Origin of the sequence: Micromonospora noduli (assembly GCF_003264365.1) — a bacterium.
GTDB classification, from domain to species: Bacteria; Actinomycetota; Actinomycetes; order Mycobacteriales; family Micromonosporaceae; genus Micromonospora; species Micromonospora noduli.
This window is the reverse complement of sequence record NZ_PYAK01000017.1, coordinates 1-23,129: the sequence shown is the minus strand read 5'-3', so window position 1 is coordinate 23,129 and position 23,129 is coordinate 1. Positions and strand designations below refer to the sequence as shown.

Annotated in this window: 22 protein-coding genes; 15 read left to right on the top strand and 7 right to left on the bottom strand. The window is 72.4% G+C overall.

Features of this window, described 5'->3' with window-relative positions; genetic code table 11:
- Positions 1 to 479 precede the first annotated feature (479 nt).
- The 7 genes from GUI43_RS15485 (at position 480) to glmM (ending at position 5,973) form a co-directional block, all read left to right on the top strand.
- Positions 480 to 1,175, top strand: a complete 696-nt coding sequence (locus tag GUI43_RS15485) for a class I SAM-dependent methyltransferase (protein WP_112699120.1) — start codon at positions 480 to 482, stop codon at positions 1,173 to 1,175.
- An 89-nt stretch (positions 1,176 to 1,264) separates the two neighbouring features.
- On the top strand, positions 1,265 to 1,522 hold the full coding sequence (locus GUI43_RS15480) for a DUF6364 family protein (protein WP_091403518.1): 258 nt from the start codon (positions 1,265 to 1,267) through the stop codon (positions 1,520 to 1,522).
- Positions 1,512 to 1,805, top strand: coding sequence for a hypothetical protein (locus GUI43_RS15475; protein ID WP_091402325.1), 294 nt, complete (start codon positions 1,512 to 1,514; stop codon positions 1,803 to 1,805). Before GUI43_RS15480 ends, GUI43_RS15475 begins: the two co-directional genes overlap by 11 nt.
- Positions 1,806 to 1,959: 154 nt before the next feature.
- The gene (locus GUI43_RS15470) at positions 1,960 to 3,342 is read left to right on the top strand and encodes a nitrate/nitrite transporter (RefSeq protein ID WP_112699119.1); all 1,383 of its coding nucleotides are present in this window, start codon (positions 1,960 to 1,962) and stop codon (positions 3,340 to 3,342) included.
- Between the two features lie 209 nt (positions 3,343 to 3,551).
- Positions 3,552 to 3,995, top strand: a complete 444-nt coding sequence (rplM, locus tag GUI43_RS15465; protein ID WP_053653864.1) for a 50S ribosomal protein L13 — start codon at positions 3,552 to 3,554, stop codon at positions 3,993 to 3,995.
- A 20-nt stretch (positions 3,996 to 4,015) separates the two neighbouring features.
- Positions 4,016 to 4,498: a 30S ribosomal protein S9 gene (gene rpsI / locus GUI43_RS15460; RefSeq protein WP_112699118.1), complete on the top strand. Its 483-nt coding sequence runs from the start codon at positions 4,016 to 4,018 to the stop codon at positions 4,496 to 4,498.
- 119 nt (positions 4,499 to 4,617) lie between these two features.
- On the top strand, positions 4,618 to 5,973 hold the full coding sequence (glmM, locus tag GUI43_RS15455; RefSeq protein ID WP_112584878.1) for a phosphoglucosamine mutase: 1,356 nt from the start codon (positions 4,618 to 4,620) through the stop codon (positions 5,971 to 5,973).
- Positions 5,974 to 5,991: 18 nt separating this feature from the next.
- On the opposite strand, the gene GUI43_RS15450 is transcribed toward glmM, so the two are convergent.
- Positions 5,992 to 6,738: an ABC transporter ATP-binding protein gene (locus GUI43_RS15450; RefSeq protein ID WP_112699117.1), complete on the bottom strand. Its 747-nt coding sequence runs from the start codon at positions 6,736 to 6,738 to the stop codon at positions 5,992 to 5,994.
- Positions 6,739 to 6,743: 5 nt separating this feature from the next.
- Positions 6,744 to 9,569, bottom strand: coding sequence for an FtsX-like permease family protein (locus tag GUI43_RS15445; protein ID WP_170158735.1), 2,826 nt, complete (start codon positions 9,567 to 9,569; stop codon positions 6,744 to 6,746).
- 73 nt (positions 9,570 to 9,642) lie between these two features.
- On the opposite strand from GUI43_RS15445, the gene GUI43_RS15440 reads away from it, so the two are divergent.
- On the top strand, positions 9,643 to 10,275 hold the full coding sequence (locus GUI43_RS15440) for a PadR family transcriptional regulator (RefSeq protein ID WP_112699115.1): 633 nt from the start codon (positions 9,643 to 9,645) through the stop codon (positions 10,273 to 10,275).
- Here GUI43_RS15440 and GUI43_RS15435 read toward each other — a convergent pair.
- Both GUI43_RS15435 and GUI43_RS15430 read right to left on the bottom strand, forming a co-directional pair.
- The gene (locus tag GUI43_RS15435) at positions 10,241 to 11,398 is read right to left on the bottom strand and encodes a pyridoxal phosphate-dependent aminotransferase (protein WP_249037764.1); all 1,158 of its coding nucleotides are present in this window, start codon (positions 11,396 to 11,398) and stop codon (positions 10,241 to 10,243) included. The two genes, GUI43_RS15440 and GUI43_RS15435, sit on opposite strands and share 35 nt — an antisense overlap.
- 79 nt (positions 11,399 to 11,477) lie before the next feature.
- The gene (locus GUI43_RS15430) at positions 11,478 to 12,158 is read right to left on the bottom strand and encodes an MmpS family transport accessory protein (RefSeq protein ID WP_112584888.1); all 681 of its coding nucleotides are present in this window, start codon (positions 12,156 to 12,158) and stop codon (positions 11,478 to 11,480) included.
- A 560-nt stretch (positions 12,159 to 12,718) separates the two neighbouring features.
- Here GUI43_RS15430 and glmS point away from each other — a divergent pair.
- Entirely contained in the window at positions 12,719 to 14,632 is a 1,914-nt protein-coding gene (gene glmS, locus GUI43_RS15425) for a glutamine--fructose-6-phosphate transaminase (isomerizing) (RefSeq protein ID WP_091402308.1), read from the top strand.
- 3 nt (positions 14,633 to 14,635) lie between these two features.
- On the opposite strand, the gene GUI43_RS15420 is transcribed toward glmS, so the two are convergent.
- Together GUI43_RS15420 and GUI43_RS15415 are read right to left on the bottom strand one after the other, a co-directional pair.
- Positions 14,636 to 16,228: an alpha/beta hydrolase gene (locus tag GUI43_RS15420; protein WP_112699114.1), complete on the bottom strand. Its 1,593-nt coding sequence runs from the start codon at positions 16,226 to 16,228 to the stop codon at positions 14,636 to 14,638.
- Positions 16,225 to 16,521 carry a hypothetical protein gene (locus GUI43_RS15415; RefSeq protein ID WP_112699113.1) on the bottom strand — a complete coding sequence of 99 codons (297 nt, stop codon included), beginning with the start codon at positions 16,519 to 16,521 and terminating at the stop codon, positions 16,225 to 16,227. The genes GUI43_RS15420 and GUI43_RS15415 overlap by 4 nt, the downstream gene beginning before the upstream one ends.
- Before the next feature lie 174 nt (positions 16,522 to 16,695).
- Here GUI43_RS15415 and GUI43_RS15410 point away from each other — a divergent pair, with 174 nt between their 5' ends.
- The 6 genes from GUI43_RS15410 to ung all read left to right on the top strand — a co-directional run bounded on the left by GUI43_RS15410 (position 16,696) and on the right by ung (position 22,144).
- A complete protein-coding gene (locus GUI43_RS15410) occupies positions 16,696 to 17,064 on the top strand; it encodes a holo-ACP synthase (RefSeq protein ID WP_091403516.1) in 369 nt (122 codons plus the stop codon).
- 55 nt (positions 17,065 to 17,119) lie between these two features.
- Positions 17,120 to 18,589, top strand: coding sequence for an NAD(P)H-hydrate dehydratase (locus GUI43_RS15405; protein ID WP_112699112.1), 1,470 nt, complete (start codon positions 17,120 to 17,122; stop codon positions 18,587 to 18,589).
- Positions 18,590 to 18,679: 90 nt separating this feature from the next.
- Positions 18,680 to 19,798 carry an alanine racemase gene (gene alr, locus GUI43_RS15400; RefSeq protein WP_112601040.1) on the top strand — a complete coding sequence of 373 codons (1,119 nt, stop codon included), beginning with the start codon at positions 18,680 to 18,682 and terminating at the stop codon, positions 19,796 to 19,798.
- Positions 19,795 to 20,898, top strand: a complete 1,104-nt coding sequence (locus GUI43_RS15395; RefSeq protein WP_112584896.1) for an alpha/beta fold hydrolase — start codon at positions 19,795 to 19,797, stop codon at positions 20,896 to 20,898. The genes alr and GUI43_RS15395 overlap by 4 nt, the downstream gene beginning before the upstream one ends.
- Positions 20,895 to 21,377 (top strand): tRNA (adenosine(37)-N6)-threonylcarbamoyltransferase complex ATPase subunit type 1 TsaE, encoded by a 483-nt coding sequence (tsaE, locus tag GUI43_RS15390; protein ID WP_112584898.1) that lies wholly within the window; start codon positions 20,895 to 20,897, stop codon positions 21,375 to 21,377. Before GUI43_RS15395 ends, tsaE begins: the two co-directional genes overlap by 4 nt.
- Positions 21,378 to 21,442: 65 nt before the next feature.
- Positions 21,443 to 22,144 carry a uracil-DNA glycosylase gene (gene ung / locus GUI43_RS15385; protein WP_112584899.1) on the top strand — a complete coding sequence of 234 codons (702 nt, stop codon included), beginning with the start codon at positions 21,443 to 21,445 and terminating at the stop codon, positions 22,142 to 22,144.
- 25 nt (positions 22,145 to 22,169) lie between these two features.
- Here ung and GUI43_RS15380 read toward each other — a convergent pair whose 3' ends face one another.
- Complete coding sequence (locus GUI43_RS15380) at positions 22,170 to 22,874, bottom strand: helix-turn-helix domain-containing protein (protein WP_249037761.1); 705 nt, start codon at positions 22,872 to 22,874, stop codon at positions 22,170 to 22,172.
- Positions 22,875 to 23,129: the final 255 nt, after the last annotated feature.

Sequence of the window (23,129 nt, the reverse complement as noted above, 5' to 3'; positions counted from 1 at the left end):
GTCAGCGCAAGTCGGCGCGGTGTGGTCGGCGGGTCGGCAGCCAGCCGAGGAACCGGGCGTGGAGTGCCCGCGGGTCAGGGCGAACGCCCAGGGAGTACAGGTCGTCAACGGCGTCTTGCATGTTCGCTGCCAGATAGAACGCCAGAGCGATCGAATGGCCGTAAAACTCGATCGCGAGGTGCAAGACGTCACCCGTGCGCGGCTCCCGCCTCAGTGCTCGTCCGTCGAGATCTTGGACAGTTTCCGTTCTGACGTAACGGAAACTGTCCAAGATCTCGGCAGGTGAAGGGCGCAAGCGCGGCCGGATGGACCACACCGACCGTTCGCGACGGTCCCGGCTCCCCGGCGGCGGAGCGCGGTGACTTCACGGGCGATGGCAGGTGCGGGTCTGACACCGTTGGAGCTGAATCGCTGACGACATCAGCGCCGCTGTCCGGCTTATAATGTGGGAAATCTGTCTCAAAGAATGGGAGCCCCCGATGAGCGTGACGGACGTCTTCGACGCGGTGGCCGGCACGTACGACGAGGCGCGCAGGCGGTTGATCCCGTGCTTCGACGCCTTTTACGGCACCGCCGTCCAGGTGGCCGCGCCGCCGTTGCGGGCCGCGCTCGCCGCCGGTCGTACCCCGGAGGTGTTGGATCTGGGCGCCGGCACCGGCCTGCTCTCCCTGCTGCTGTCCGCTGCGGTGCCCGGAGTCCGGCTGACCCTGGTGGACGGAGCGCCGGCGATGCTCGCCCGCGCCACCGACCAGTTGGACGCGCGGTCCGTGCCACACCGAACGGTCCACGCCGACCTGGCCGACGATCTGCCGCCGGGCCGGTACGACGCGGTGGTCAGCGCGCTGGCGATCCACCACCTGGACGACGCCGGCAAGCGTGCGCTCTACCGACGGGCCGCCGCCGCGTTGGCACCGGGCGGGGTGTTCGTCAACGCCGAGCAGGTTGCCGGCCCGACCCCGGAGCTGGACCGGCGCTACGACGAGGTGTGGCTGAAGCGGATCACCGAGCTGGGTGCGTCCCCCGACGAGATCGCGGCTTCCCGGGAGCGGATGCGCCACGACCGCCCGGCCACGGTGGCCGACCAGTGCCGGTGGCTCGCCGAGGCGGGCCTGGTCGACGTCGACTGCTACTTCAAGGAGTGGCGCTTCGCGGTGTTCGGTGGCCGGGCCGGGTAAGCCCGACGGAATGTGCGTTTCGCCGCCCGGGGGCGAGCCGGTGAGCGCAGGGATGACTGTTGGTCACACCGGTGGGTAATCTGCTCGGCATGACTGCCAAGGTGACTCTCTCGTTCACGGACGAGACGATCGAGGAGGCGCGGCGGTTCGCCAAGCGCGAGGGGCTGTCGCTCTCCGCGTGGATGGACCAGGCCGCCCGGGAAAAGGCGCTGCGCGAGGTTTTCACCGCGCACGCCGCCGCCGTGGGCCGCGCCAGCCTGGATCTGGAGTCCGCCGCGCTCGCCGACGCCCGCGAGGTGGGCATGGTCAACGACCTGTTCTCCGGCGGACGGCCGCGTGCTGCGTAGGGGTGAGATCTGGCGCATCGAGGGCGCCCGGGAACGCCTCGGCCTCGTGATCAGCTCGGACGTCTACAACTCCACCGACGTGCCCATCGTGATCGTGGTCGAGGTGGTCGAGGAGTCGCTCCTGCGGGACTCGCCGCTCGCCGTGTCGATGGGCCGGTACGTGGTGATGCCCGACCGGATCTCCTCGCCCATGAAGAAGTGGTTCACCGCGTGCGTGGACGTCGCCGACACCGACACCATGCTCCGGGTGGGGCGCGCGCTGCGGATCCTCCAGCAGCTCTGACCGTAAGGCGGCTCTGAGCGCCCCGGTGGCGTGCTCACCATCGCCGCCGGGCCGTGGTGCGGTCCCCGTTTCCGGCCCGACCCGCGACGGGCACTGCCAGGTAACCGGGTGTTCCTAGCGTTTCCCCTCGTCACATCGACGAGGAGGAGCCGCCGTGAGCACGCTCACCAGCACCGTAGTCACTGCCGAGCCGCCTGCCGTCACCGGTCGCCGGCGACAGCTGCACGACTGGCGCCCCGAGGACCCGGACTTCTGGGAGGCCACCGGCGCGCCGATCGCCCGACGCAACCTCTGGGTCTCGATCTTCGCGGAGCACGTCGGCTTCTCGGTATGGAGTCTCTGGTCGGTCACCGTGCTCTTCCTCGGCCCCGCGTACGGCATCGATCCGGCCGGGAAGTTCCTGCTCACCGCCGTGCCGGCCGCCCTGGGCGCGGTGCTGCGGCTGCCGTACACGCTGGCGGTGGCCCGCTTCGGCGGACGACGCTGGACGATCATCAGCGCACTGCTGTTGCTGGTGCCCGCGGTTCCGATGACGGTGCTGCTGGAGCCCGGGGTGTCCTACACCACCCTGATGGTGCTCGCCTGCCTCACCGGGGTCGGCGGCGGCAACTTCGCCTCCTCGATGGCGAACATCAACCTGTTCTACCCACAGCGGCTCAAGGGACGGGCGCTCGGGCTCAACGCCGGTGGCGGCAACCTGGGAGTACCCGCCGTGCAGCTGGTCGGCCTGGCGGTCCTCGCCACCGCGGGCGCCGCGTACCCCCGGTTGGTGCCGGCGGTCTACCTGCCGCTGATCGTGCTGGCCGCGCTGGCGGCGGCCCGCTGGTTGGACACCGTGCCCGGGGCGCGCAACGAGCCGGGCGCGTTGCGGGAGGCGGCCCGCGATCCGCACACCTGGGTGATGTCGCTGCTCTACATCGGCACCTTCGGCTCGTTCATCGGCTTCGGTTTCGCCTTCGGTCAGGTGCTCCAGCTCCAGTTCGCCGAGCGGTTCCCCACCCCGGTCGACGCCGCCTGGCTGACCTTCCTGGGCCCGCTGGTCGGCTCGCTGATCCGACCGCTGGGCGGGCACCTCGCCGACCGGTTGGGCGGGGCGCGGGTGACCTTCTGGAACTTCGTGGCGATGGCGGCCGGCGCGAGCACCGTGCTGTACGCGGCGCGGGAGCGTTCGTTCGGGCTCTACCTCGCCGGGTTTCTCGCCCTCTTCGTCTTCTCCGGCGTCGGCAACGGATCCACCTACAAGATGATCCCGGCGATCTTCCGGGCCCGGTCGGCGGACGCGGTGGCCACCGGTCAGCGTGATCCGGAGGCCGCCGCGCGGTGGGCGCGGCGGATGACCGGCGCGTTGATCGGCATCGCGGGCGCGATCGGCGCCTTCGGCGGGGTGCTGGTCAACATCGCGTTCCGCCAGTCGTTCCTCAGCTCGGGCAACGCCGACGCCGCCTACCTGGCCTTCATCGGCTGGTACGCGTTGTGCTTCGCGGTCACCTGGGTGATGTACCGCCGTCCGAGGGCCGGTCGACTCGCCAACGTGTGAGCTGAGCCACCCTCGGCGCGTCGCCGCGCGGGACCGCACCCCCGTTTTGACCTGCGGACGGGGCGCCGGGTATCGTTGCCTGCTGTTGTACGACATCCAGAGGCGTGCCCCATCAGGTACGCTTGGTCGTTCGTGCGCGCTGGTCCGGCCTGCTAGATCTGGTCACCTCGGCGCGCGACCCCAGACCGACGACGAGACAAGGTAGACCTGTGCGTACGTACAGCCCGAAGCCGGGTGAGATCGAGCGTCAGTGGCACGTCATCGACGCCTCTGATGTCGTGCTGGGCCGCCTGGCCACCCACGCCGCCACGTTGCTGCGTGGTAAGCACAAGCCGACTTTCGCGCCGCACGTCGACACGGGCGACTTTGTCGTCATCGTGAACGCGGGCAAGGTTGCGTTGACCGGCAACAAGCGCCAGACCAAGGTCGCTTACCGCCACTCCGGTTACCCGGGTGGTCTGAAGCAGATCGGCTACGACGAGCTGCTGACCAAGCGTCCCGAGCGGGCCATCGAGCTGGCCGTGAAGGGGATGCTCCCGCACAACAAGCTCGGCCGTCAGCTGATCAAGAAGCTGAAGGTCTACGCCGGTGCCGAGCACCCGCACCTCGCGCAGCAGCCGGTGCCGTTCGAGATCAAGCAGATCGCGCAGTGAGCGCGGGCGAAGGAAGCAGCATGACCGACATCATCGAGACCGAGGTCGCCCCGGAAGCCCCGGAGGCCCCCGAGGCCGCCGAGGCGCCGGCGCCCGTTGCCCGCGCGCCTCGTGGTGACCGGCCGATCCAGACTGTGGGCCGCCGCAAGGAGGCCATCGTCCGGGTTCGCCTCGTCCCGGGCACCGGCAAGATCACCTGCAACGGCCAGGACCTCGAGGCGTACTTCCCGAGCAAGGTGCACCAGCAGCTCATCAAGGACCCGCTGGTCACCGCCGAGAAGCCCGAGCAGTTCGACGTCATCGCCAACCTGCGTGGCGGCGGCACCACCGGCCAGGCCGGTGCGCTCCGGCTGGGCATCGCCCGTGCGCTGATCATCAACGAGCCGGACGACCGCCCGGCCCTGAAGAAGGCCGGCTTCCTCACCCGTGACGCCCGGGTCAAGGAGAGCAAGAAGTACGGCCTCAAGAAGGCCCGTAAGGCTCCCCAGTACTCGAAGCGCTGATCTTTTCCAGCGCGTTGTACTTCTGACGGACGGCCGGTCCGCCTACCCCTCCTCGGGGGAGGCGGGTCGGCCGTTCCGCTTTCTCCTCACTGGCAGTGCTCTCTCGGAGGTTGGCGGGTATGGGTCGGTTGTTCGGCACGGACGGCGTACGCGGGCGGGCGAACGCGGATCTCACCCCGGAATTGGCGCTGGCACTCGCGGTGGCCGCCGCACACACACTCGCCGAGACGGACCGCAGTCATCCGCCGCTCGCCGTCGTCGGCCGCGACACCCGCGCCAGCGGCGAGATGCTGGAGGCCGCAGTGGTCGCCGGGCTGACCAGTGCCGGCGCCAACGTGGTGCGGGTCGGCGTGCTGCCCACCCCGGCGGTGGCGTTCCTCACCGCAGAGGCCAAGGCCGACCTGGGTGTGATGCTTTCCGCATCGCACAACCCGATGCCGGACAACGGCATCAAGCTCTTCGCCGCCGGCGGCCACAAGTTGCCCGACGAGATCGAGATGCAGATCGAGGCGGCCGTCGAGACGAACGCCACCACCGCCTGGGACCGGCCGATCGGTGCCGGCGTCGGTCGGGTGCACGACCTGCTCGACGGTGCCGACCACTACGTCCAGCACCTGGTGGGCACCGTTCCGCATCGGCTCGACGGGATCAAGGTCGTGGTCGACTGCGCCAACGGCGCCGCCGCCGAGGTCGCCCCCGTCGCCTACCGGGAGGCCGGCGCGGAGGTCATCGCCATCCACGCGGAGCCCGACGGGCTGAACATCAACGACGACTGTGGTTCCAACCACATCGAGGCGCTGCGCGCCGCAGTGGTCGAGCACGGCGCCCACCTGGGCATCGCCCACGACGGCGACGCCGACCGCTGCCTGGCGGTCACCGCCGACGGCGACGAGGTGGACGGCGACCAGGTCATGGCGATCCTCGCGCTCGCCATGCGGGACGCCGGCACGCTCACCCAGGACACCCTGGTCGCCACCGTGATGAGCAACCTCGGCCTCCGCCTGGCCATGTCCGCGCAGGGCATCCGCCTGATCGAGACGAAGGTCGGCGACCGGTACGTGCTGGAGGAGCTGCGCGCGTCCGGGCTGGCGCTCGGCGGTGAGCAGAGCGGCCACATCGTGATGCCCGCGCACGCCACCACCGGCGACGGTGTGCTCACCGGCCTGCACCTGATGGCTCGGATGGCGGCCACCGGCCAATCCCTCGCCGAGTTGGCCTCGGTGGTCACGAAGCTGCCCCAGGTGCTGATCAACGTGCCGGTCGGCGACCGGACCATCGGCGCTGCCGCACCCGCCGTACGCGCCGAGGTCGAACGGGCCGAGGCGGAGCTGGGCGAGACCGGTCGGGTGCTGCTGCGCCCGTCGGGCACCGAACCGCTGGTTCGGGTGATGGTCGAGGCGGCCACCGAGGCGACCGCCCGTGAGGTCGCCGAGCGGATCGCCGAGCTGGTCCGCACCGCGAGCCCGGTCGCCTGAGACCACCTCGGGGCGGCGTCACAACCGCAGTCGGGCTGCCCGCTCGTACGTGTCGGCGGGGTCCTCGCCGTCGGTGAGGTCGAGGTCCTCGGTGACACGTCCGTCGGTCAGTCTGACCAGTCGGTCGCAGCGGGCAGCGATGGCCTGTTCGTGGGTGGCGAGCAGGATGGTCATGCCGTGCCGTTCACGGAGGTCGAGCAGCAGGTCGAGGATCTGCCCGCCGGTGGTGGAGTCGAGGTTGCCGGTGGGTTCGTCGGCCAGCAGCAGGCCCGGTGCCCCCATCAGGGCGCGGGCGATGGCGACTCGTTGCTGCTGGCCACCGGAGAGCTGCGCGGGCAGGGCGCGCTCCCGCCCGGCCAGGCCGACCGCGTCGAGCAACTCGCGGGCTCGGGTCGCGTGATCGGCCCGACCCCGGCGGGGGAGGACCGGCGCGATCACGTTGTCCAGCACGGTGAGTGCGGGCAGCAGGTGGTAGCGCTGGAACACGAACCCGACCCGTTGCCGGTAGCGGGCCAGTGCGGCCCGACGCAGGTCGCTGACCGCCACGTCGTCGACGGTCACGGTGCCCTCGTCGGACTGCTCGATCGCGCCGATGAGATGCAGCAGCGTGGACTTGCCCGACCCGCTCGGCCCGGTCAACGCCACCACCGAGCCGGCCGCGACGGTCAGGGACACGTCGTCGACAGCGGTCAGCTGGTCCGCGCCGGTGCCGAATCGCCGTGTCAGGTGGTCGACCGAGATCGCGCTGCCGCTCTGCTCGCTCATGACTGCTACTCCTCTGCCAGAAGTCGGGCGGGTCGTAGGCGCGGCAACAGGGCGGCGGGCACCAGCGCGGCGACGGCGCTGACCAGCGCGCCCGCCAGCGCGACCAGCGCGGCCACCAGGAGCAGCGCGCCGGGTAGGGCGCCGATCAGCCAACCCGCGCTGGCCAGGCCGACCGCCGCGCCGGTCGTCGAACCGGCGAGCCCCAGCGTCAGCCCCTCGTAGCCGACCAGCCGGCCGAGTTCGGCGTCGGTCCAGCCGATCGCCCGCAGGGTGGCCAACTCAGCGGCCCGGTCGCGGATGTTCAGGTAGAGCACGTCCGCCACCGCGGCGGCACCGAGCAGCACGGTGGCCGCAGCGGCCACGGTGTCCGCGCCGCGCACGCTCAGCGAGACCACGTCGCCGAGCAGACTGCCGACGATCGCGCCCCGGAACGCCCACGCGGCGGCGGTGACCAGCGTCAGCGCGGCCACTCCGATGGCCAGCGCGCCGGCGCCGAGGAACGTGCGCCCGGGGGTGCGGGCCAGATTCACCAGCGCCAACCCGAAGAGGGTGCGTGGCCGGCGTACCCAGCCGGCGGGAGCGACGATCGGGCGGAGGGCGGCGGCCGGGTGGGTGCGCGCGGCCCGCAGCGCCGGCACCAGGCCCGCGGCCACCGCGAGCAGCAGGGCGATGGGTACGGCCAGGGCGGACCGCCGCCAGTCGACGTCGATGCCGAGCGCGATCCCGAGCGGCACCGCGAGGGTCAGCGAGAGCAGACCGGCGATGAGCCCGAGCACTGCGACCTCGCCCAGGATCAGCGCCGCGATGCGGCGGACCGGCCAGCCGAGACAGGAGAGCACCGCCAGTTCTGAGCGCCGGTCCCGGACGGCGGCGCTGACCGCGTTGCCGAGGAAGAGGACGCAGACCACCAGCACCAGCACGAAGAGCACCAGGCTCTTACGGTCCACCGCCTGGGTGATGATCGAGGCCACGCCGAGTGCCGACCAGTTCTCGGTCAGTCGCAGCATCGGCCGGCCGAACGAGCCGGCGGGCAGCTCCACGGTCTGCGGCGCCCCCGACGAGCCGAGGGTGATGTCGACGTCCAGCCCGGTGCGTGCCGCGATCTGCTCGGCGACCAGTCGGACCCGCTCGGCCGACCGCTCGCTGTAGCCGTCCACGTCGGCCACCCGTACCCGGATCGCGCTGATCGGGGCCTTGGCCTGTGGCCCGCCGCCACCCTCCAGGATTTTCGGCACGCTGCCGAGGTTGGTGAGGAGCAGCGGCGGCGCCGAGAGGTAGCCGGCGGGGTTGCCGCTGGGCGCCAGCGGTTGACCGCCCAGCGCTGCCCGGCTGCGGTCGTCGGCACCCTCTGCCGTCGGCGCCTGGTAGGTCTCCAGCGGCAGTTGGCCGAGGTCACTGAACCCGGCCAGCCGGCCCGGATCGAAGACACCGACGGCCCGCCAGAAACGATTGGCGGTGTTCGCGCCCATGGGTAGCGGCAGCGCCCGGATCGATCGGGACCCGGTGTCGTCGGCGAGCCAGGGTCGGGGCAGCGGGTTGAACGCCTCCATCTTGCCGTACACCTCGGGGTCGCCGGGCGGTTGCTGGCGGGCCCGCAGGCTGCCGTCGGGTAGCTGGTCGTACTGCACCTCGGCCGACTGCACGACCGTCTGAAGTTGGCCGTGGCAGCATCCGGCCAGGGAAAGCTCCTCGGTGAGCATCGCCTGGTGCCCGGCGGTGAGGTCGTACCGACCGGACCCGGCGGGAGTCCCCCCGGGGCGGCTCAACGTCTTCTCCAGGTCGATCGCCTCCACCCCTGCGGGGCTGATCGCGAGCCGGGTGAACCTGGCCGCCAGCGACTCGTCGATGAAGGGTCGGTTGGTGACGAGGACCGGGACCTCGTGGTTGTCCGCTGAACCCCGGGGGTTGACGGCGACCTTGTCGTCAGTGCGGACGGCCCGACCGGTGACTACGGCATCGTCGAGTCCGACGAGTTGTTCCTCGGCCGCCGGGTCCACCGCCGCCAGGAGGAACGGCACGGTCAGGTCGTACGCCATCACCAGCCGGTCGGTGGGTGTGGCGGACCCGTCCCGGTCGGTCGCGAGGATGTAGGAGTCGGCTTGGAACCGGCCGTCGGGCAGCAGTTGGACGGCGTGCAGGGACCAGTCCTCGCGCTCGGAGTAGGTGCCCGGGTTGCCCAGCAGCGCGTATCCCGGATCGCAGATGGGCAGGCTGCGCCCGTCCGGCTGTACCTCGCGGGGGGTCGGCCCGCAGGTGTCCGACCAGGAGTAGGACCGCCCATCGGAGTACGGCACGGCGTCGCTGTCGGTTTCCCAGTCGATCCGGGGGTAGATCAACGGCTTCTTGGTCACGTAGACGTACCGGGGTTTGCCCGATGCGCTGGAGAGGCCGCGTTCGGCGTGGAAGGTCGGATCGACCCGAATGACCTGCTGGTCCAGCGAGCGGTCGACGGCGTCGGTGAGGTCGAGCGGCGTCGGTAGCAGGGTGGTGGAATAGCCGAGCATCGCGATCGGGGCCGCCACCTCGACGCCGGGGACTGTGGTCACCTGCTCGTACTGCTGGGAGGTGATGCCGCCGAAGAGCCCGGAGAGATAGTTGGGGCGGACCAGCCCGCGCTCGGCTTCCAGTGGCGTGCGCGTCCCCTTCGGACGGACCAGGATCTCGTAGGCGACCTGGGTGTTGCGCTCGACAGTGCCGGTGACGTCCAGACGAGAGGTGGTGGTGGCGCCGGTCAGGACCACGAAGCCGGTGGTGGCCACCAGCACGCCGACCAGCAGCGCCACCGACCGCCCCGCACGGCCGCGCAGCTGTCTCCAGATGAAGCCGAGCATCGCGCCTCCCCGTGTGCTGGCTCCCACTCTGCGCGATACATTGTGACAATGCAAGACCCGTACCGGAGGTGACATGGCGATCCAGCACGCTGTCCTCGCCCTGCTCGCTGGTGGCCCGAGCCACGGCTACCAGCTCAAGGGCGCGTTTGAGGCCGCCGTCGGCCCGCAGTGGGGGCCGCTGAACATCGGCCACCTCTACCAGATCCTCGACCGGCTCTCCCGGGACGACCTGGTGGTCGCCGAACGGCAGCCGCAGCCGATCAAGCCGGATCGGGTGGTCTACGAGATCACCCCGGCCGGCCGCGCGGAGTTGGCGCGGTGGCTGGCCGAGCCGAGCCCGCGCAGCGGCGGATTCCGGGACGACTTCTTCCTCAAGGTCACCGCCGCCGCCCGGTCAGGCTCTGCGGCCACGGTCCGCGCGGTATTGAGCAACCAGCGGGGGCACCTGTTGCGCGAGCTGCGCAATCTGGACGGCCTGCGGCGGGCGGCCGAGGACCCGGTGGTCGGGTTGCTGCTCACCGCGGCCAGCCGGCACGTGACAGCGGACCTGTCGTTCGTGGACGACGCCGAGGCGGTGCTGCTCGGTGACGAGGGCCAACTGCTCACCCGACTCGCGGCGTCGACGGCGGATCAGTCAGCGACCGGTCCGGGGGTGACCGGCTCCGGGCGGGTCAGCGACTCCGGCCCAGAGCGTGCAGCCGGGTGACCGCCTCGGTCAGCACCTCCGGGCGCTTGCAGAAGGCGAACCGGACCAGCCGCCTGCCCGCGTCGGTGTCGTCGTAGAAAACCTGGGTGGGCACCGCCACCACACCACAGCGCTCCGGCAGCGAGCGGCAGAACTCGACCCCGTCGCGACCGCCGAGGGCCGTGATGTCGGCGGTGACGAAGTACGTCCCCTCGGAGTCGAGCACCTCGAACCCGGCGTCGGTGAGACCACCCACGAGCTGGTCACGCCGCTGCTGAAGACCGTCCCGGAAACCGATGTAGTAGTCATCCGGCAGGGCCAGCGCCACGGCCACCGCCGGTTGCAGCGGCGCGGCGTTGACATAGGTGAGGAACTGCTTGACCCGGAGCACCGCCGAGACCAGCGCCGCCGGGCCGCTCGCCCAGCCGACCTTCCACCCCGTGCAGGAGAACGTCTTGCCGGCCGACGAGATGCGCAGCGTCCGCTCCCGCATCCCGGGCAGGCTGGCCAGCGGCACGTGCGGGCTCGCCGCGTCGGTGAAGACCAGGTGCTCGTACACCTCGTCGGTGACCGCGTACGCGCCGAACTCCTGGCACAACTCGGCGACCTGCGCCAACTCGGCCGGGGTGAAGACCTTGCCGGTCGGATTGTGCGGCGAGTTCAGCAGCACCAGCCGGGTGCGCGGGCCGAACGCCGCACGCAGCGCCGCCGGGTCGAAGGCGTACCGGCCGTCGGCCGTGGGGCGCAGCGTCACCGGCCGGCGGACCGCGCCAGCCAGCGCGATCGAGGCGGCGTACGAGTCGTAGTACGGCTCGAAGCAGACCACCTCGTCACCCGGCTCGCAGAGCGCGAGGATGCTCGCCGCGACCGCCTCCGTCGCGCCCGCCGTGATCACGATCTCGCTGTCCGGGTCGTACGCCAGGTCGTAGAACCGCCGCTGATGCGCCGCGACGGCCGCGCGCAGGGCGGGGATCCCCGGGCCCGGCGGGTACTGGTTCTGCCCGCCGCGCAGCGCCTCGGCGGCGGCGGCCAGCATCTCCGGCGGGCCGTCGGTGTCGGGAAAGCCCTGGCCGAGGTTGACCGCGCCGGTGCGTACGGCGAGGGCGGACATCTCGGCGAAGATCGTCGTGCCGAACGGCCGCATCCGGGCCACCAGCGGGTCGACATCGGTGCTCGTCGTCACCTGCGCCAGCCTACGGCCATACCCGGCTCGGACCCCAGCCTCACTCTGGCCCGCAACTGGTCGACCAGTACCCCCGGGTCTTGTTGACGACCGGCTTGCCGGCTCCGGTGACCGTGACGGTGCAGTCGAGTGGTCTCTCGCCCTCATCGTCGGCCCATCTGGCCTCCACCATCACCCTGGTCTTGCCGTTGGTGCGGATGGTGGTCCGCCAGGGCAGCTTCTGACCGTCGACGTGGATGAGGTCACTCTCGGCGTCGAAGTACGCGAGGTCGACGACACCCGACCCGCTGAGCTCGTAGACCACAGTGACGGGTGCGGGTCCTGAGGTCGGTCGGGTGATCGGCTTCTTGCTGGGGGTGGGAGACGCGGTGGGCGGCTGCGGTGCGGTGGGTCGCTCCGGGATGATCGGCCCAGTGGTGGGCTCCGTCCAGCCGTCGTCGTCGGGGACTACCCACGGCTCCTCAGCGATCGGGTCCGAGTTGGTCGGGTCGAGCCACAGGCCACCCACGCAGAGGCAGCCACACACGAGCAGGACGAGTACCACGACGGCCGCGACGACGATCCCGACGATCCGCCCGCTGCTCGTGGCCGGCTTGCCGGGGACTGGCGGGTACCCGGGGTAGGCGTACGGCGGCGGATAGCCGGGTGGCGGCCAGCCGGTGCCGGGCGGCGGATAGCCGGGCGGCGGCCAGCCAGCGGCCGGCGGCTGCTGGTAGGGCATCGGCCACCCCGCTGGCGGTGGCGATCCGGCCGACGGCGGGCCGGAGGCGTCGGGCGACCGCGGGGGCGTCTGCGGGTCGGGCGTCCACGGCGTCGGGGACGGTTGTGGCGTCCACTGGGTGGCGGGCGGAGACGGCGCCCACGGCGCGGCCGGCGGGGGCGGTGACCAGGGGGCCTGCGGCGCCCACGGCTGGCCCGGAGCCAGCGGGTCGGAGGCCGGAAACGGAGCCGAGGACGGCGGCGCCGTCGGATCCGGCGGGGGTGTGGGGGAGGTCGGGTCCGGAGCGGATGAGGGGTTCGGGTCGGGCGACGGCGCGTCGGACATGGCTGCTCCGGGCAGGAGTGGGTATGGGACGAACGGGCCGTGGACGGGAGCGCCAAACCCGCCGAGAGACTGTCGCACCCGAAGGCGCGTCGCAACCCCGCCCTCCACAGCGGGCGCGAACGAGCTGTGACGCTCGTCCCGTTGTGGCCGCGCAGGCCCTGATCGCTCAGATTCCGTGATTGATAACCCGACTTTCGAGCAACCAACATGAGTGAAACTGGGTTAGGCTGCGGGCCATGTGTGGAATCGTGGGATACGCGGGCGCGCGCCCCGCACTCGGCATCGTCCTCGACGGGCTGCGGCGGCTGGAATACCGTGGCTACGACTCGGCAGGCGTCGCGATCGTCTGCGCCGATCAGCTGCTGACCGAGAAGAAGGCCGGCAAGCTGGCCAACCTGGAAAAGGTGCTGTCCGAGCGGGCCGCCGACGACCCGACCTCCTGCGCGGCCAGCCCGATCGGCATCGGTGACGGCACCACCGGCATCGGGCACACCCGGTGGGCCACCCACGGCGGACCGACCGACCGCAACGCCCACCCACACGTCGCCCCCGACGGGCGGGTCGCGGTGATCCACAACGGCATCATCGAGAACTTCGCCAAGCTCCGCGCCGAGCTGGAGGCCGACGGCGTCCAGTTCACCAGCGACACCGACACCGAGTGCGCCGCACACCTGCTCGCCGCCGCACTGGCCGACCTGCGCGCCGCCGGCCAGCCGGACAGCCCGCAACTGCTCGCCGCCGGCATGCGCGTGGTCTGCCAGCGACTGGAGGGCGCGTTCACCCTGCTCGCGGTGGACGCCGCCGTGCCCGGTGCGGTCGTCGGCGCCCGGCGCAACTCGCCGCTGGTGGTCGGCCGGGGCGACGGGGAGAACTACCTGGCCAGCGACGTGGCCGCGTTCATCGAGCACACCCGGGAAGCGGTCGAGCTGGGCCAGGACCAGATCGTGCTGATCACCGGTGACAGCATCGAGATCACCGACTTCGAGGGCCAGCCCGCCGCCGGCAAGGACTTCCACATCGACTGGGACTCCTCGGCCGCGGAGAAGGGCGGCTACGACTGGTTCATGCTCAAGGAGATCGAGGAGCAGCCGCAGGCCATCGCCGACACGCTGCTGGGCCGGCTCACCGAGAGCGGTGAGATCGCCCTCGACGAGGTCCGCCTCAGCGACCAGGATCTGCGCGACGTCGACAAGATCTTCATCGTGGCCTGCGGCACGGCGTACCACGCCGGCATGGTCGCCAAGTACGCCATCGAGCACTGGACCCGGATCCCGTGCGAGGTGGAGCTGGCCAGCGAGTTCCGCTACCGCGACCCGGTGCTCGACCGGTCCACGCTGATCGTGGTCATCTCGCAGTCCGGCGAGACGATGGACACCCTGATGGCGCTGCGCCACGCCAAGGAGCAGAAGGCCCGGGTGCTGGCGATCTGCAACACCAACGGCTCGACCATCCCCCGGGAGTCCGACGCCGTGCTCTACACCCACGGCGGGCCGGAGATCGCCGTCGCCTCCACCAAGGCGTTCCTCACCCAGGTCGTCGCCTGCTACCTGATCGGCCTGCACCTGGCCCAGGTGCGCGGGATCAAGTTCGCCGACGAGGTGGGCGCGGTGGTCGCGCAGTTGCAGGAGATTCCCGGCAAGCTGCGTGAACTGCTCGACCGGATCGAGCCCGTCCGCGAGCTGGCCCGGGACCTGAAGTCCGAGCCGACAGTGCTGTTCATCGGCCGACACGTCGGCTACCCGGTGGCCCTGGAGGGCGCGCTGAAGCTCAAGGAGCTGGCGTACATGCACGCCGAGGGCTTCGCCGCCGGTGAGCTGAAGCACGGCCCGATCGCCCTGATCGACAAGGGCACCCCGGTGATCTGCGTGGTGCCCTCGCCGGTGGGTCGGGGCATGCTGCACGACAAGGTCGTCTCCAACATCCAGGAGGTCCGGGCGCGGGGCGCGCGGACCATCGTGATCGCGGAGGAGGGCGACGAGGCGGTCGTCCGGTACGCCGACCACCTGATCTACGTGCCGCGTACGCCCACCCTGCTGGCCCCGCTCGTCACCACGGTGCCGTTGCAGGTGCTCGCCGCCGAGATCGCCGCCGCCCGGGGGCACGACGTGGACCAGCCCCGCAACCTGGCCAAGTCGGTCACCGTCGAGTAAGCCTCAGCGGCCCAGCACGACCCGGGCCATCCCGTCCAGCGCGGGATTGCCCGGGTCCCAGTAACCGGTGTGCCCGCCTCGCCCACTGCCGAAGACCCGACCGCCGAACCCGGGATCCGACGGGTCGTGCCCGAACCACAGTTCGTGCCCGGTCTGGCCCGGCCAGCCCAGCACGGCGGCCAGCGGAGCCGTACGCAGCAGGGCCCGTCGGCCCAGCTCCTCCGGCGACCGGGCCGCCCGGATCACGTCGTCGGGGGCGCTGCTCGCCCAGACCTCCCCGGGTGGCACGCCCAGCTCGGTGGCGTGCGACGCGCCGACACCGGGGGAGCCGACGAAGACCAGCGCGTCGGCGGCCAGGCCGTGCTCCCGGGCGGCCACCCCCACCACCAGCGACCCGTAGCTGTGCCCGAGCACCGTCTGCCGGGCCGGCGGCCCGTCGTGGCTGACGCGCAGCCCCTCCTGGAAGCGGTGCAACGCCGGGCCGGCGTCCCGGGCCTGACCCGCCGAGGCTGCCTCGGTCAGCAGATCCGGAGCGTCGTAGTCCAACCAGAGCACCGCCGCGCTGCGCTCATCCGGGGCGAGCGCGGCGCACCGCTCCAGCACCCGGGCCGCCCTGCCCAGCTCGCCGGAGGCGTCGTCCAGGCCGGCGGTCATGCCCGGCACGTAGGTCAGCACCCGGTCGGCGTGGTCCGGGTCGCCGAGCGCCACCACCGCCCGGCCCTCACCCGCCGAATCCAACCCGAGCAGGTACGCCCGCGGCGCCTCGCCGGCCGTCAGCCGCCCGACCAGCGCGTCCAGACCGGCCAGCCGTCCGGCCACCCCGCGCAACCGGATCAACGCGAGCGGCCCGGACGGCACCCGGGACAGCAGCCGTTGCCGCTCGGCCAGCAGTTCCGTACGCCAGGCGTCGAGCCGTAACCGGTTGGCCTGGTCGCGGGCGGCCACCGGCAGCCCGTCCAACCGGCCGACCACTGCCGGCTCGCGCGCGATCAGCCACCGTCGCTGTGCCGGGGTCAACCCGGACCACCAGGCGCTGACCAGCGTGGGCGCGGCACCGAGGGCCGGTCGGCCCGGCGGGGGCGGGGACGCCCAACCGGTGCCGGCGGCCCTGGCCAGGTCATCCAACCGGTCGGCGGCGGTCCGGTCCGCGGCGGCTGCCCCGTCGAGCGCGGCCCGCAGGGCCGCGGCCACTCCGGCCGCGGCGACCCCGGCCCGCTCGGTGGGCCGAAACCGGGCGGGATCGACCCGCACCCCACCCGAGCGGTCCACCAGCAGGCCGGCCGCCTCGGCCTGGGCGACCGCCTGGGACAGCCGCGCCTTCGCCACCGCCAGCCCACCGGCCAACTCGGCCAGCACCTGGTCGACCTCGATCAGCGCGGGTGCGATCGAGGTCAGCTCGTCACGCAGACCGCTGAGTCGAGTGCCCGCCGCCGTGGCTGCCGCACCCGACCAACCGCCCCGCAACCGCCCGGTGGCCGTGCGAAGCTCGCCGAGGTGCCGATCGAGTGGCCCGGCCAACCCCGCCCACGCCGCCCCGGCGGCCCGCCACCCGCCGGGATCGACAGCCCACAGCTGTCGGTAACCGACGCTGCTCACCGGGGTAGGGAGGCGAACCGGCCGGCGGCCTGGTCGTCCACCGTCTCGTACGCCTCGGCCGCCGCCCGGACCCCGCCGGAGGTCGCCGCGACCCGGGCACCCAGCCGGCAGAACCAGGCGTGCCCCGCCGCCTCCAACCCGGCCAGCGCCGCGCCGGCTCGCCACTCGGGCGCCGCCACCACCAGCCCGGGCAACCCCGCGAGGCCCAACGCCAACCGGCGTGCCTCGTCGTCGAGCAGGACGGCGACCGCCCGCAACTCCTCCGGCTGGACGGCGAACGGCTCGTCGGTCATGACCACACCCCCGTGGACGATCGGCATCGACGCGCTGACGCTAGGCACGTACCGGAGGTCGCGCGGTGCCCTGTGGACAGCCGACGTCGAGGCGTACCGCGGGGTGTCCACAGGCGTTGCCCAGCGCGAGCCCGACGGCTAATCTGCGGCCTCGACCGCCGGTAGGGTGGTGTGGTGATCGTCGCTGTCGGCATCGACGTCGTCCTGGTCGACCGGTTCGCCCGGGCCCTGGCACGGACGCCGCTGCTCGCCGACCGGCTCTTCACCGAGGCCGAGCGGCACACCCGCTCCGGCAGCCCGCGCTCGCCCGAGTCGCTCGCCGCCCGGTTCGCCGCCAAGGAGGCGGTGGCCAAGGCGCTCGGCGCCCCGGCCGGGCTCAACTGGCACGACTGCGAGATCGTGCCCGACCCGGATGGCCGCCCCTGGCTGGCCGTCTCGGGCACGGTCGCGGCGGTGGCCGACGCACGCGGGGTCAACCACTGGCACCTCTCGTTGTCGCACGACGGCGGGATCGCGTCGGCGATGGTGGTCGCGGAACGATGACGTCGGCCGGGAGGGCCGGTCAGGTCCGCCCGCGAACGGAATGGGACACGGTGGCATGAGAGCGGTGTGGCGGGTGGCCGACGTACGGGCGGCCGAGGCGGGGTTGATGGGCACGCTGCCGGAGGGGACGCTGATGCAGCGGGCCGCCGCCGGCCTGGCCCGCCGCGCTGCGTTCCTGCTCGCCGAGCGGGGCGGAGTCTACGGAGGCCGGGTGCTGCTGCTGGTCGGCTCCGGTGACAACGGCGGCGACGCGCTGTACGCGGGGGAGCGGTTGGCCCGCCGAGGTGTCCAGGTGTCCGCCCTGCTGCTCACCCCCGGGCGGGCGCACGCCGCCGGTCTGGCCGCGCTGCGAGCCGCTGGCGGCCGGGTGGTGCCGAATCCGGCCGGCCCGGTCGACCTGGTCCTCGACGGCATCGTCGGCATCGGTGGCACCGGCGGGCTGCGGGCGAACGCGGACGAGGTGGTCCAGCGCCTCGGCGAGCTGCGCGGACGCGACGGGGAACGGGCCACCGTGCTGGCGGTCGACGTGCCCAGCGGGGTCGCGGTCGACACCGGCAATGTGCCGCTGTCCGCGTCCGGCCGGTCCACAGCGGTTCGCGCCGACGTGACGGTGGCCTTCGGCGCGCTGAAGCCCGCCCTGGTGGTCGGGCCGGCCGCCGCGATGGCCGGGCACGTCGAGCTGGTTGACATCGGGCTGCGGCCGTGGCTGCGCGGCACCCCGGCGCTGCGGGTCACTGAGTGGTCCGACCTGGTCGACTGGTGGCCCCAGCTGGGCCCGGCGTCGGAGAAGTACACCCGGGGCGTGGTGGGGGTGGCGACCGGCTCGGCGACCTACCCCGGTGCGGCGGTGCTCTCCGTGGGCGGCGCCCTGGCCGGGCCGACCGGCCTGGTCCGTTACGCCGGCAGCGCCCGCGCCGAGGTGCTGCACCAGCACCCGTCGGTGATCGCCAGCGGGCGGGTCGCCGACGCGGGCCGGGTGCAGGCCTGGGTCTGCGGCTCCGGGCTGGGCACCGGCGCCGACGCGGCGGCCGAGCTGCGCGCCGTACTGGCCGCCCCGGTGCCGGTGGTGCTCGACGCCGACGCCCTGACCCTGCTCGTGGACGGCTCGCTCGCCGACCGGCTGCGGGGTCGCGACGCGCCCATCGTGGTCACCCCGCACGACCGCGAGTTCACCCGTCTCTGCGGCGAGGAGCCGGGCGCCGACCGGGTCGGCGCCGCGCTGCGGCTGGCCGCCTGGATGAACGCGGTGGTGCTGCTCAAGGGCGATCGCACTGTGATCGGCACGCCGGACGGTCGGGCGTACGTCAACCCGACCGGCACCCCGGCGCTGGCCACCGGCGGCACCGGCGACGTGTTGGCCGGGCTGCTCGGCTCGCTGCTGGCGGCCGGGGTACCCGCCGATCGGGCCGCCGCCTCGGCCGCGTACCTGCACGGGCTCGCCGGGCGGGAGGCGGCCCGGGGTGGGCCGGTGACCGCGCCCGACGTGGCGACCGCGCTGCGCCCGGTGCTGGCCCGGCTGGGCTGAACGCTGCGGTTCCGGGTGCGGTGACCGGATCGCCGCGTCGGGACGTGCGTCGCCGCCCGCGGTGATCACGGCGGAAAGTAGGCTGGGTGCATGTGGCAGGCCGAGGTACGCGTCGATCTTGACGCCATCCGCGAGAACGTGAGCAGGCTCCGCTCCGGCACCACCGCCGAGTTGATGGCAGTGGTGAAGGCCGACGGGTACGGCCACGGCATGCTTCCAGCCGCCCGCGCGGCGCTCGACGCCGGCGCTGACTGGCTCGGTGTCTGCACCCTCGACGAGGCGCTCACCCTGCGGCGGGCCGGGGTGACAGTGCCGGTGCTGGCCTGGCTGCTCGCCCCCGGGTTGCCGCTGCACGAGGGGGTCACCGCCGGGGTGGACCTGGGCGCGGCCAGCCTGGCGCAACTGGACGAGATGATCGAGGCGAGTCGCCTCGCCGGGCGTCCCGCCCGCCTGCACCTCAAGATCGATACGGGGCTGTCCCGGGGCGGTGCGACAGTCGCCGACTGGCCCGCGCTGCTGGACGCCGCTGCGAAGGCGCAGGCCGACGGCCTGATCGAGGTGGTCGGCGTGTGGAGCCACTTCGTGTACGCGGACTCGCCCGGCCACCCCACCACCGACCGCCAACTGGCCGTCTTCCACGAAGGGCTGGCCATGGTCGAGCGGGCCGGGCTGCGACCGCGCTGGCGGCACCTCGCCAACTCGGCCGCCACCCTCACCCGCCCGGACACCCACTTTGACCTGGTCCGCCCCGGCCTGGCCATCTACGGGCTGTCCCCGGTGGCCGGCGAGACGTACGGGTTGCGGCCGGCGATGACCGCCCGCGCCCGGGTGATGCTCACCAAGCGGGTGCCGGCCGGCACCGGTATCTCCTACGGGCACGCCTACACCACCGAAGCCGACGCGAACCTGGCCGTGGTGCCGCTCGGGTACGCCGACGGGGTTCCCCGGCACGCGTCCAACACCGGCCCGGTGCAACTCGGCGGCGTACGCCGGACGATCTCCGGGCGGGTCTGCATGGACCAGTTCGTGCTCGACTGCGGCGACGACCCGGTGGCCGACGGCGACGTGGCGACGCTCTTCGGCAGCGGCGTCGACGGCGAACCGACAGCTGACGACTGGGCCGAGGCGGTCGGCACGATCAACTACGAGATCGTCACCCGGTTCGGCGGCACTCGGGTGCCCCGGGTCTACGACGGCGAGAAGCCATGAGTTACCGCATTCCGCGTCCGCGGACGGCCGCGGGCCGGGTCGCCGGGATCGTCGGCGCGGCGGTGGGGGTGGCCGCGGCGGGTCTGGCGGCCGGCGTCGCGACCGAACGGACCCTGGTCCGCCGGCTCAAGGCCGACCCGGCCGACCGCTACGCGCACGAGACGTTCGACCAGCAGCGGTACGACGAGGCGTTCCGCCTGGAGCTGCCGGACGGCACCGACATCCACGTCGAGGTGGTCGAGCCGACCCGGCCGGTGCCGGGGCGACCGACGGTGGTGCTGGTGCACGGCTTCTGCCTGGACATGGGGACGTTCCACTTTCAGCGCCAGATGCTCGCCGCCCGCGGTGACTACCGGATCGTGGCGTACGACCAGCCCGGTCACGGCCGGTCCGGCCGACTGGAGACCGGCGAGTACGACCTCGCGGTGCTCGGCCGGACGCTGCGCCAGGTGATCGACCGGACCGCCCCGGACGGGCCGCTGGTGCTTGTCGGCCACTCGATGGGCGGTATGACCATCATGGCGTTCGCCGAGCTGTTTCCGGAGCTGTTCGGTGACCGGGTGGTGGGCACCGTTCTGATGGCCACGTCGGGCGGGCTCATCGCGGAGACCAAGCTGGTCGCGCCCGCGCTGCTCGGCCGGGTCGGTGGCCCGGTGCTCTACATGGTCAGCAACGCCACCCGGTACGGCGGGCCGGTGATCGACAAGGCCCGCAAGTCGACGTCGAACGTGGCCTGGTTACTGACCCGCAAGTACGGCTTCGGTACCCGCAAGCCCAGCCCGTCGCTGGTGTCCTACGTGGAGACGATGAACTCCCGGACATCGGCTGACACGGTGACCCGCTACCTGCGGACCCTGGCCACCCACTCGCGCTTCCCGGCGCTGGCGGCGCTGGCGGCGACTCCGGTGCTGGTGGTGGTCGGCGACAAGGACATGATCACCCCGGTGACCCACTCCGAGGAGATCGTCCGCCGGTTGCCACACGCCGAGTTCGTGAAGATCAAGGACAGCGGTCACGTGGTGATGTTGGAGCACGCGGACGAGGTCAACGCCGCCCTGGCGCGGTTCCTGGAGTCATTGCAGAGCGTGGAGGAACGGTGAGTCACGTCGTCAAGCTGCCGACCGTCGAGGACACTCGGGACTTCGGCCGGCGGCTGGCCGGGCTGCTGCGCGCCGGCGACCTGGTGCTGTTGACCGGCCCGTTGGGCGCCGGCAAGACCGCACTCACCCAGGGCATCGGCGCCGGGCTCGGTGTCCTCGGGGACATCACCTCGCCGACCTTCGTGATCGCCCGGGTGCACCGCCCCGATCCGGCCCGGGGCGGCCGGGTGGCGCTGGTGCACGCCGACGCGTACCGGTTGGGTGACGCCACCGACCCGCGCGCCGAGATCGACGACCTGGACCTCGACGCGTCGGTGGACGACTCGGTGACCGTGGTGGAGTGGGGCGAGGGCCTGGTGGAGCAGTTGGTGGACGCGCACCTGCGGGTTCGCATCGATCGCCGCGACGACGACACCCGCATCGTCGAGCTGGACCCGATCGGCGGCGACTGGGCCCGGCGGCTCGCCGACCTGGGCTAGGTCGGTGGCTGTCGTACCCGGTGCCTAGAGTGCGGGGGACCGACCCGCGCTGTGAGAGGTTCCCGATGCCCGACGACGCTCCCGCCCTGGATCTGCTGGCTCTGCTGCCGGAGCAGTGGCGCACCGTGCTCACCCCGCACCTCGACCCGGCACGCACCGCCGCGCTGGGCGAGTTCGTCGCCCGGGAATACGCGACGCAGACGGTCTTCCCGCCGCTGGAGGATCTGTTCTCGGCATACCGGCTCTGCCCGCCCCAGGGCACCCGGGTGCTCATCCTCGGGCAGGATCCCTACCACCGGGCCGGGCAGGCACACGGGTTGAGCTTCAGCGTCCGCGACGGTGTGACGGTGCCGCCGTCGTTGCGGAATGTCTTCAAGGAGCTGGGCGAGGACGTGGGCGTCCCCAAGCCGCGCAGCGGCAACCTCGACGGGTGGGCCGCCCAGGGGGTGCTGCTGCTCAACGCCGTGCTGACCGTCCGGCAGGCCACCCCGGGCTCGCACGCCAACGCCGGCTGGGAAGAGTTCACCGACGCGACCATCCGGGCACTGGACGCGGCACCGGAGCGGGTGGTCTTCCTGCTCTGGGGTGGCTACGCCCGCAAGAAGGCCGCGCTGGTCACCAACCCCCAGCATGTGGTGCTGGAGGCCGGTCACCCCAGCCCGATGAACCCGCGCGGCTTCCTTGGTAGCCGCCCGTTCAGCGCCGCCAACAAGGCACTCGCCGACGCCGGCCTGCCCACCATCGACTGGGAGCGCACCGCCGGCTGAGCCGGCACTCGGGCCGGCAGGTGGCTCAGCTGTCGCTGGCCAACTGCCGGTTCCGGTAGCGGCGTAACAGTTCGGCGGCGTGCGGCTCGCTCAGCTCCAGCTCGACAAGCGGCACCACCTGGTAAGTCCGCCCGCCGTGGCGCACCTCGATCGTCTCGGGCAGCTCGTCGCACATCGTGGCTCTGATCTCCCCGTACCGGGTCGACCACCGGTGTTCGCCCGGTTCCTCGGGCTCCAACCACACCCCGCCGAACTCACCCCAGCGGGCGTTCCACCGCTGCCCGTAGTTCGTCTCCAGCCAGCGGGTGAACGGTTTGGAGTCCTGCCAGCGCAGGGCGATCTCCAGCGCGTCGACCGGCACCGGCGCGCCCTGCAACAGCGCCGCGGTGCTCCCGGTGATCGCCTGCGGAAAGTCGGTGAGCCGGTCCAGCAGCTCATCCAGGCCAAGCTCGTCGATTCGCTCGGCGATCGGCCGGCCGGCCAGGTCGTCGATCCGGGCGTCGAGGTGCGCGTCCAGCGGCTCGACCCCGATGACCAACTGCACGTCCATCGCGGCAAGCAACCGCTCCAGCATGGGGATGCTGGGCCCTCGGCCGCCGCCTTCGATCCGGGCGACCGTTGCCTGGCTGACTCCGGCCAACTCGGCCAGCTCGCATTGGCTCAACTCGCGCGACTGTCGTTGCTCACGGATGGCAGTGCCGAGGAGGCCGGCGAGACGAGTGGGTGGCATTCCGGGATGGTGGACCACGCCGGCCGTCGCCGAAACCGCTGAGGCGTATTCACGACTGGACGGCCGTCGCCCTGCTACACAGACCTGCGGCTGACGCGTCACCGGCGACCAGGGCCGTTCCCTGATGAGCGGTATACCTGTGAGTCATAAATATGACTCACAGGTATACCGCTCATTAGGGGATGGGGCCCGTCGCCCGCGCCGGCCTGGCCCCGCCCGCGCCGGCCTGGCCCCGCCCGCGCCGGCCTGGCCCCG

Excerpts from the sequence above, each read along its gene's own strand:
- GUI43_RS15485 (WP_112699120.1), top strand. The coding sequence starts at position 480 with ATGAGCGTGACGGACGTCTTCGACGCGGTGGCCGGCACGTACGACGAG.
- GUI43_RS15480 (WP_091403518.1), top strand. The coding sequence starts at position 1,265 with ATGACTGCCAAGGTGACTCTCTCGTTCACGGACGAGACGATCGAGGAG.
- rpsI (WP_112699118.1), top strand. The coding sequence starts at position 4,016 with ATGACCGACATCATCGAGACCGAGGTCGCCCCGGAAGCCCCGGAGGCC.
- glmM (WP_112584878.1), top strand. The coding sequence starts at position 4,618 with ATGGGTCGGTTGTTCGGCACGGACGGCGTACGCGGGCGGGCGAACGCG.
- GUI43_RS15450 (WP_112699117.1), bottom strand. The coding sequence starts at position 6,738 with ATGAGCGAGCAGAGCGGCAGCGCGATCTCGGTCGACCACCTGACACGG.
- GUI43_RS15445 (WP_170158735.1), bottom strand. The coding sequence starts at position 9,569 with ATGCTCGGCTTCATCTGGAGACAGCTGCGCGGCCGTGCGGGGCGGTCG.
- GUI43_RS15440 (WP_112699115.1), top strand. The coding sequence starts at position 9,643 with ATGGCGATCCAGCACGCTGTCCTCGCCCTGCTCGCTGGTGGCCCGAGC.
- GUI43_RS15435 (WP_249037764.1), bottom strand. The coding sequence starts at position 11,398 with ATGCGGCCGTTCGGCACGACGATCTTCGCCGAGATGTCCGCCCTCGCC.
- GUI43_RS15430 (WP_112584888.1), bottom strand. The coding sequence starts at position 12,158 with ATGCCCTACCAGCAGCCGCCGGCCGCTGGCTGGCCGCCGCCCGGCTAT.
- glmS (WP_091402308.1), top strand. The coding sequence starts at position 12,719 with ATGTGTGGAATCGTGGGATACGCGGGCGCGCGCCCCGCACTCGGCATC.
- GUI43_RS15415 (WP_112699113.1), bottom strand. The coding sequence starts at position 16,521 with ATGACCGACGAGCCGTTCGCCGTCCAGCCGGAGGAGTTGCGGGCGGTC.
- GUI43_RS15405 (WP_112699112.1), top strand. The coding sequence starts at position 17,120 with ATGAGAGCGGTGTGGCGGGTGGCCGACGTACGGGCGGCCGAGGCGGGG.
- alr (WP_112601040.1), top strand. The coding sequence starts at position 18,680 with ATGTGGCAGGCCGAGGTACGCGTCGATCTTGACGCCATCCGCGAGAAC.
- GUI43_RS15395 (WP_112584896.1), top strand. The coding sequence starts at position 19,795 with ATGAGTTACCGCATTCCGCGTCCGCGGACGGCCGCGGGCCGGGTCGCC.
- ung (WP_112584899.1), top strand. The coding sequence starts at position 21,443 with ATGCCCGACGACGCTCCCGCCCTGGATCTGCTGGCTCTGCTGCCGGAG.
- GUI43_RS15380 (WP_249037761.1), bottom strand. The coding sequence starts at position 22,874 with ATGCCACCCACTCGTCTCGCCGGCCTCCTCGGCACTGCCATCCGTGAG.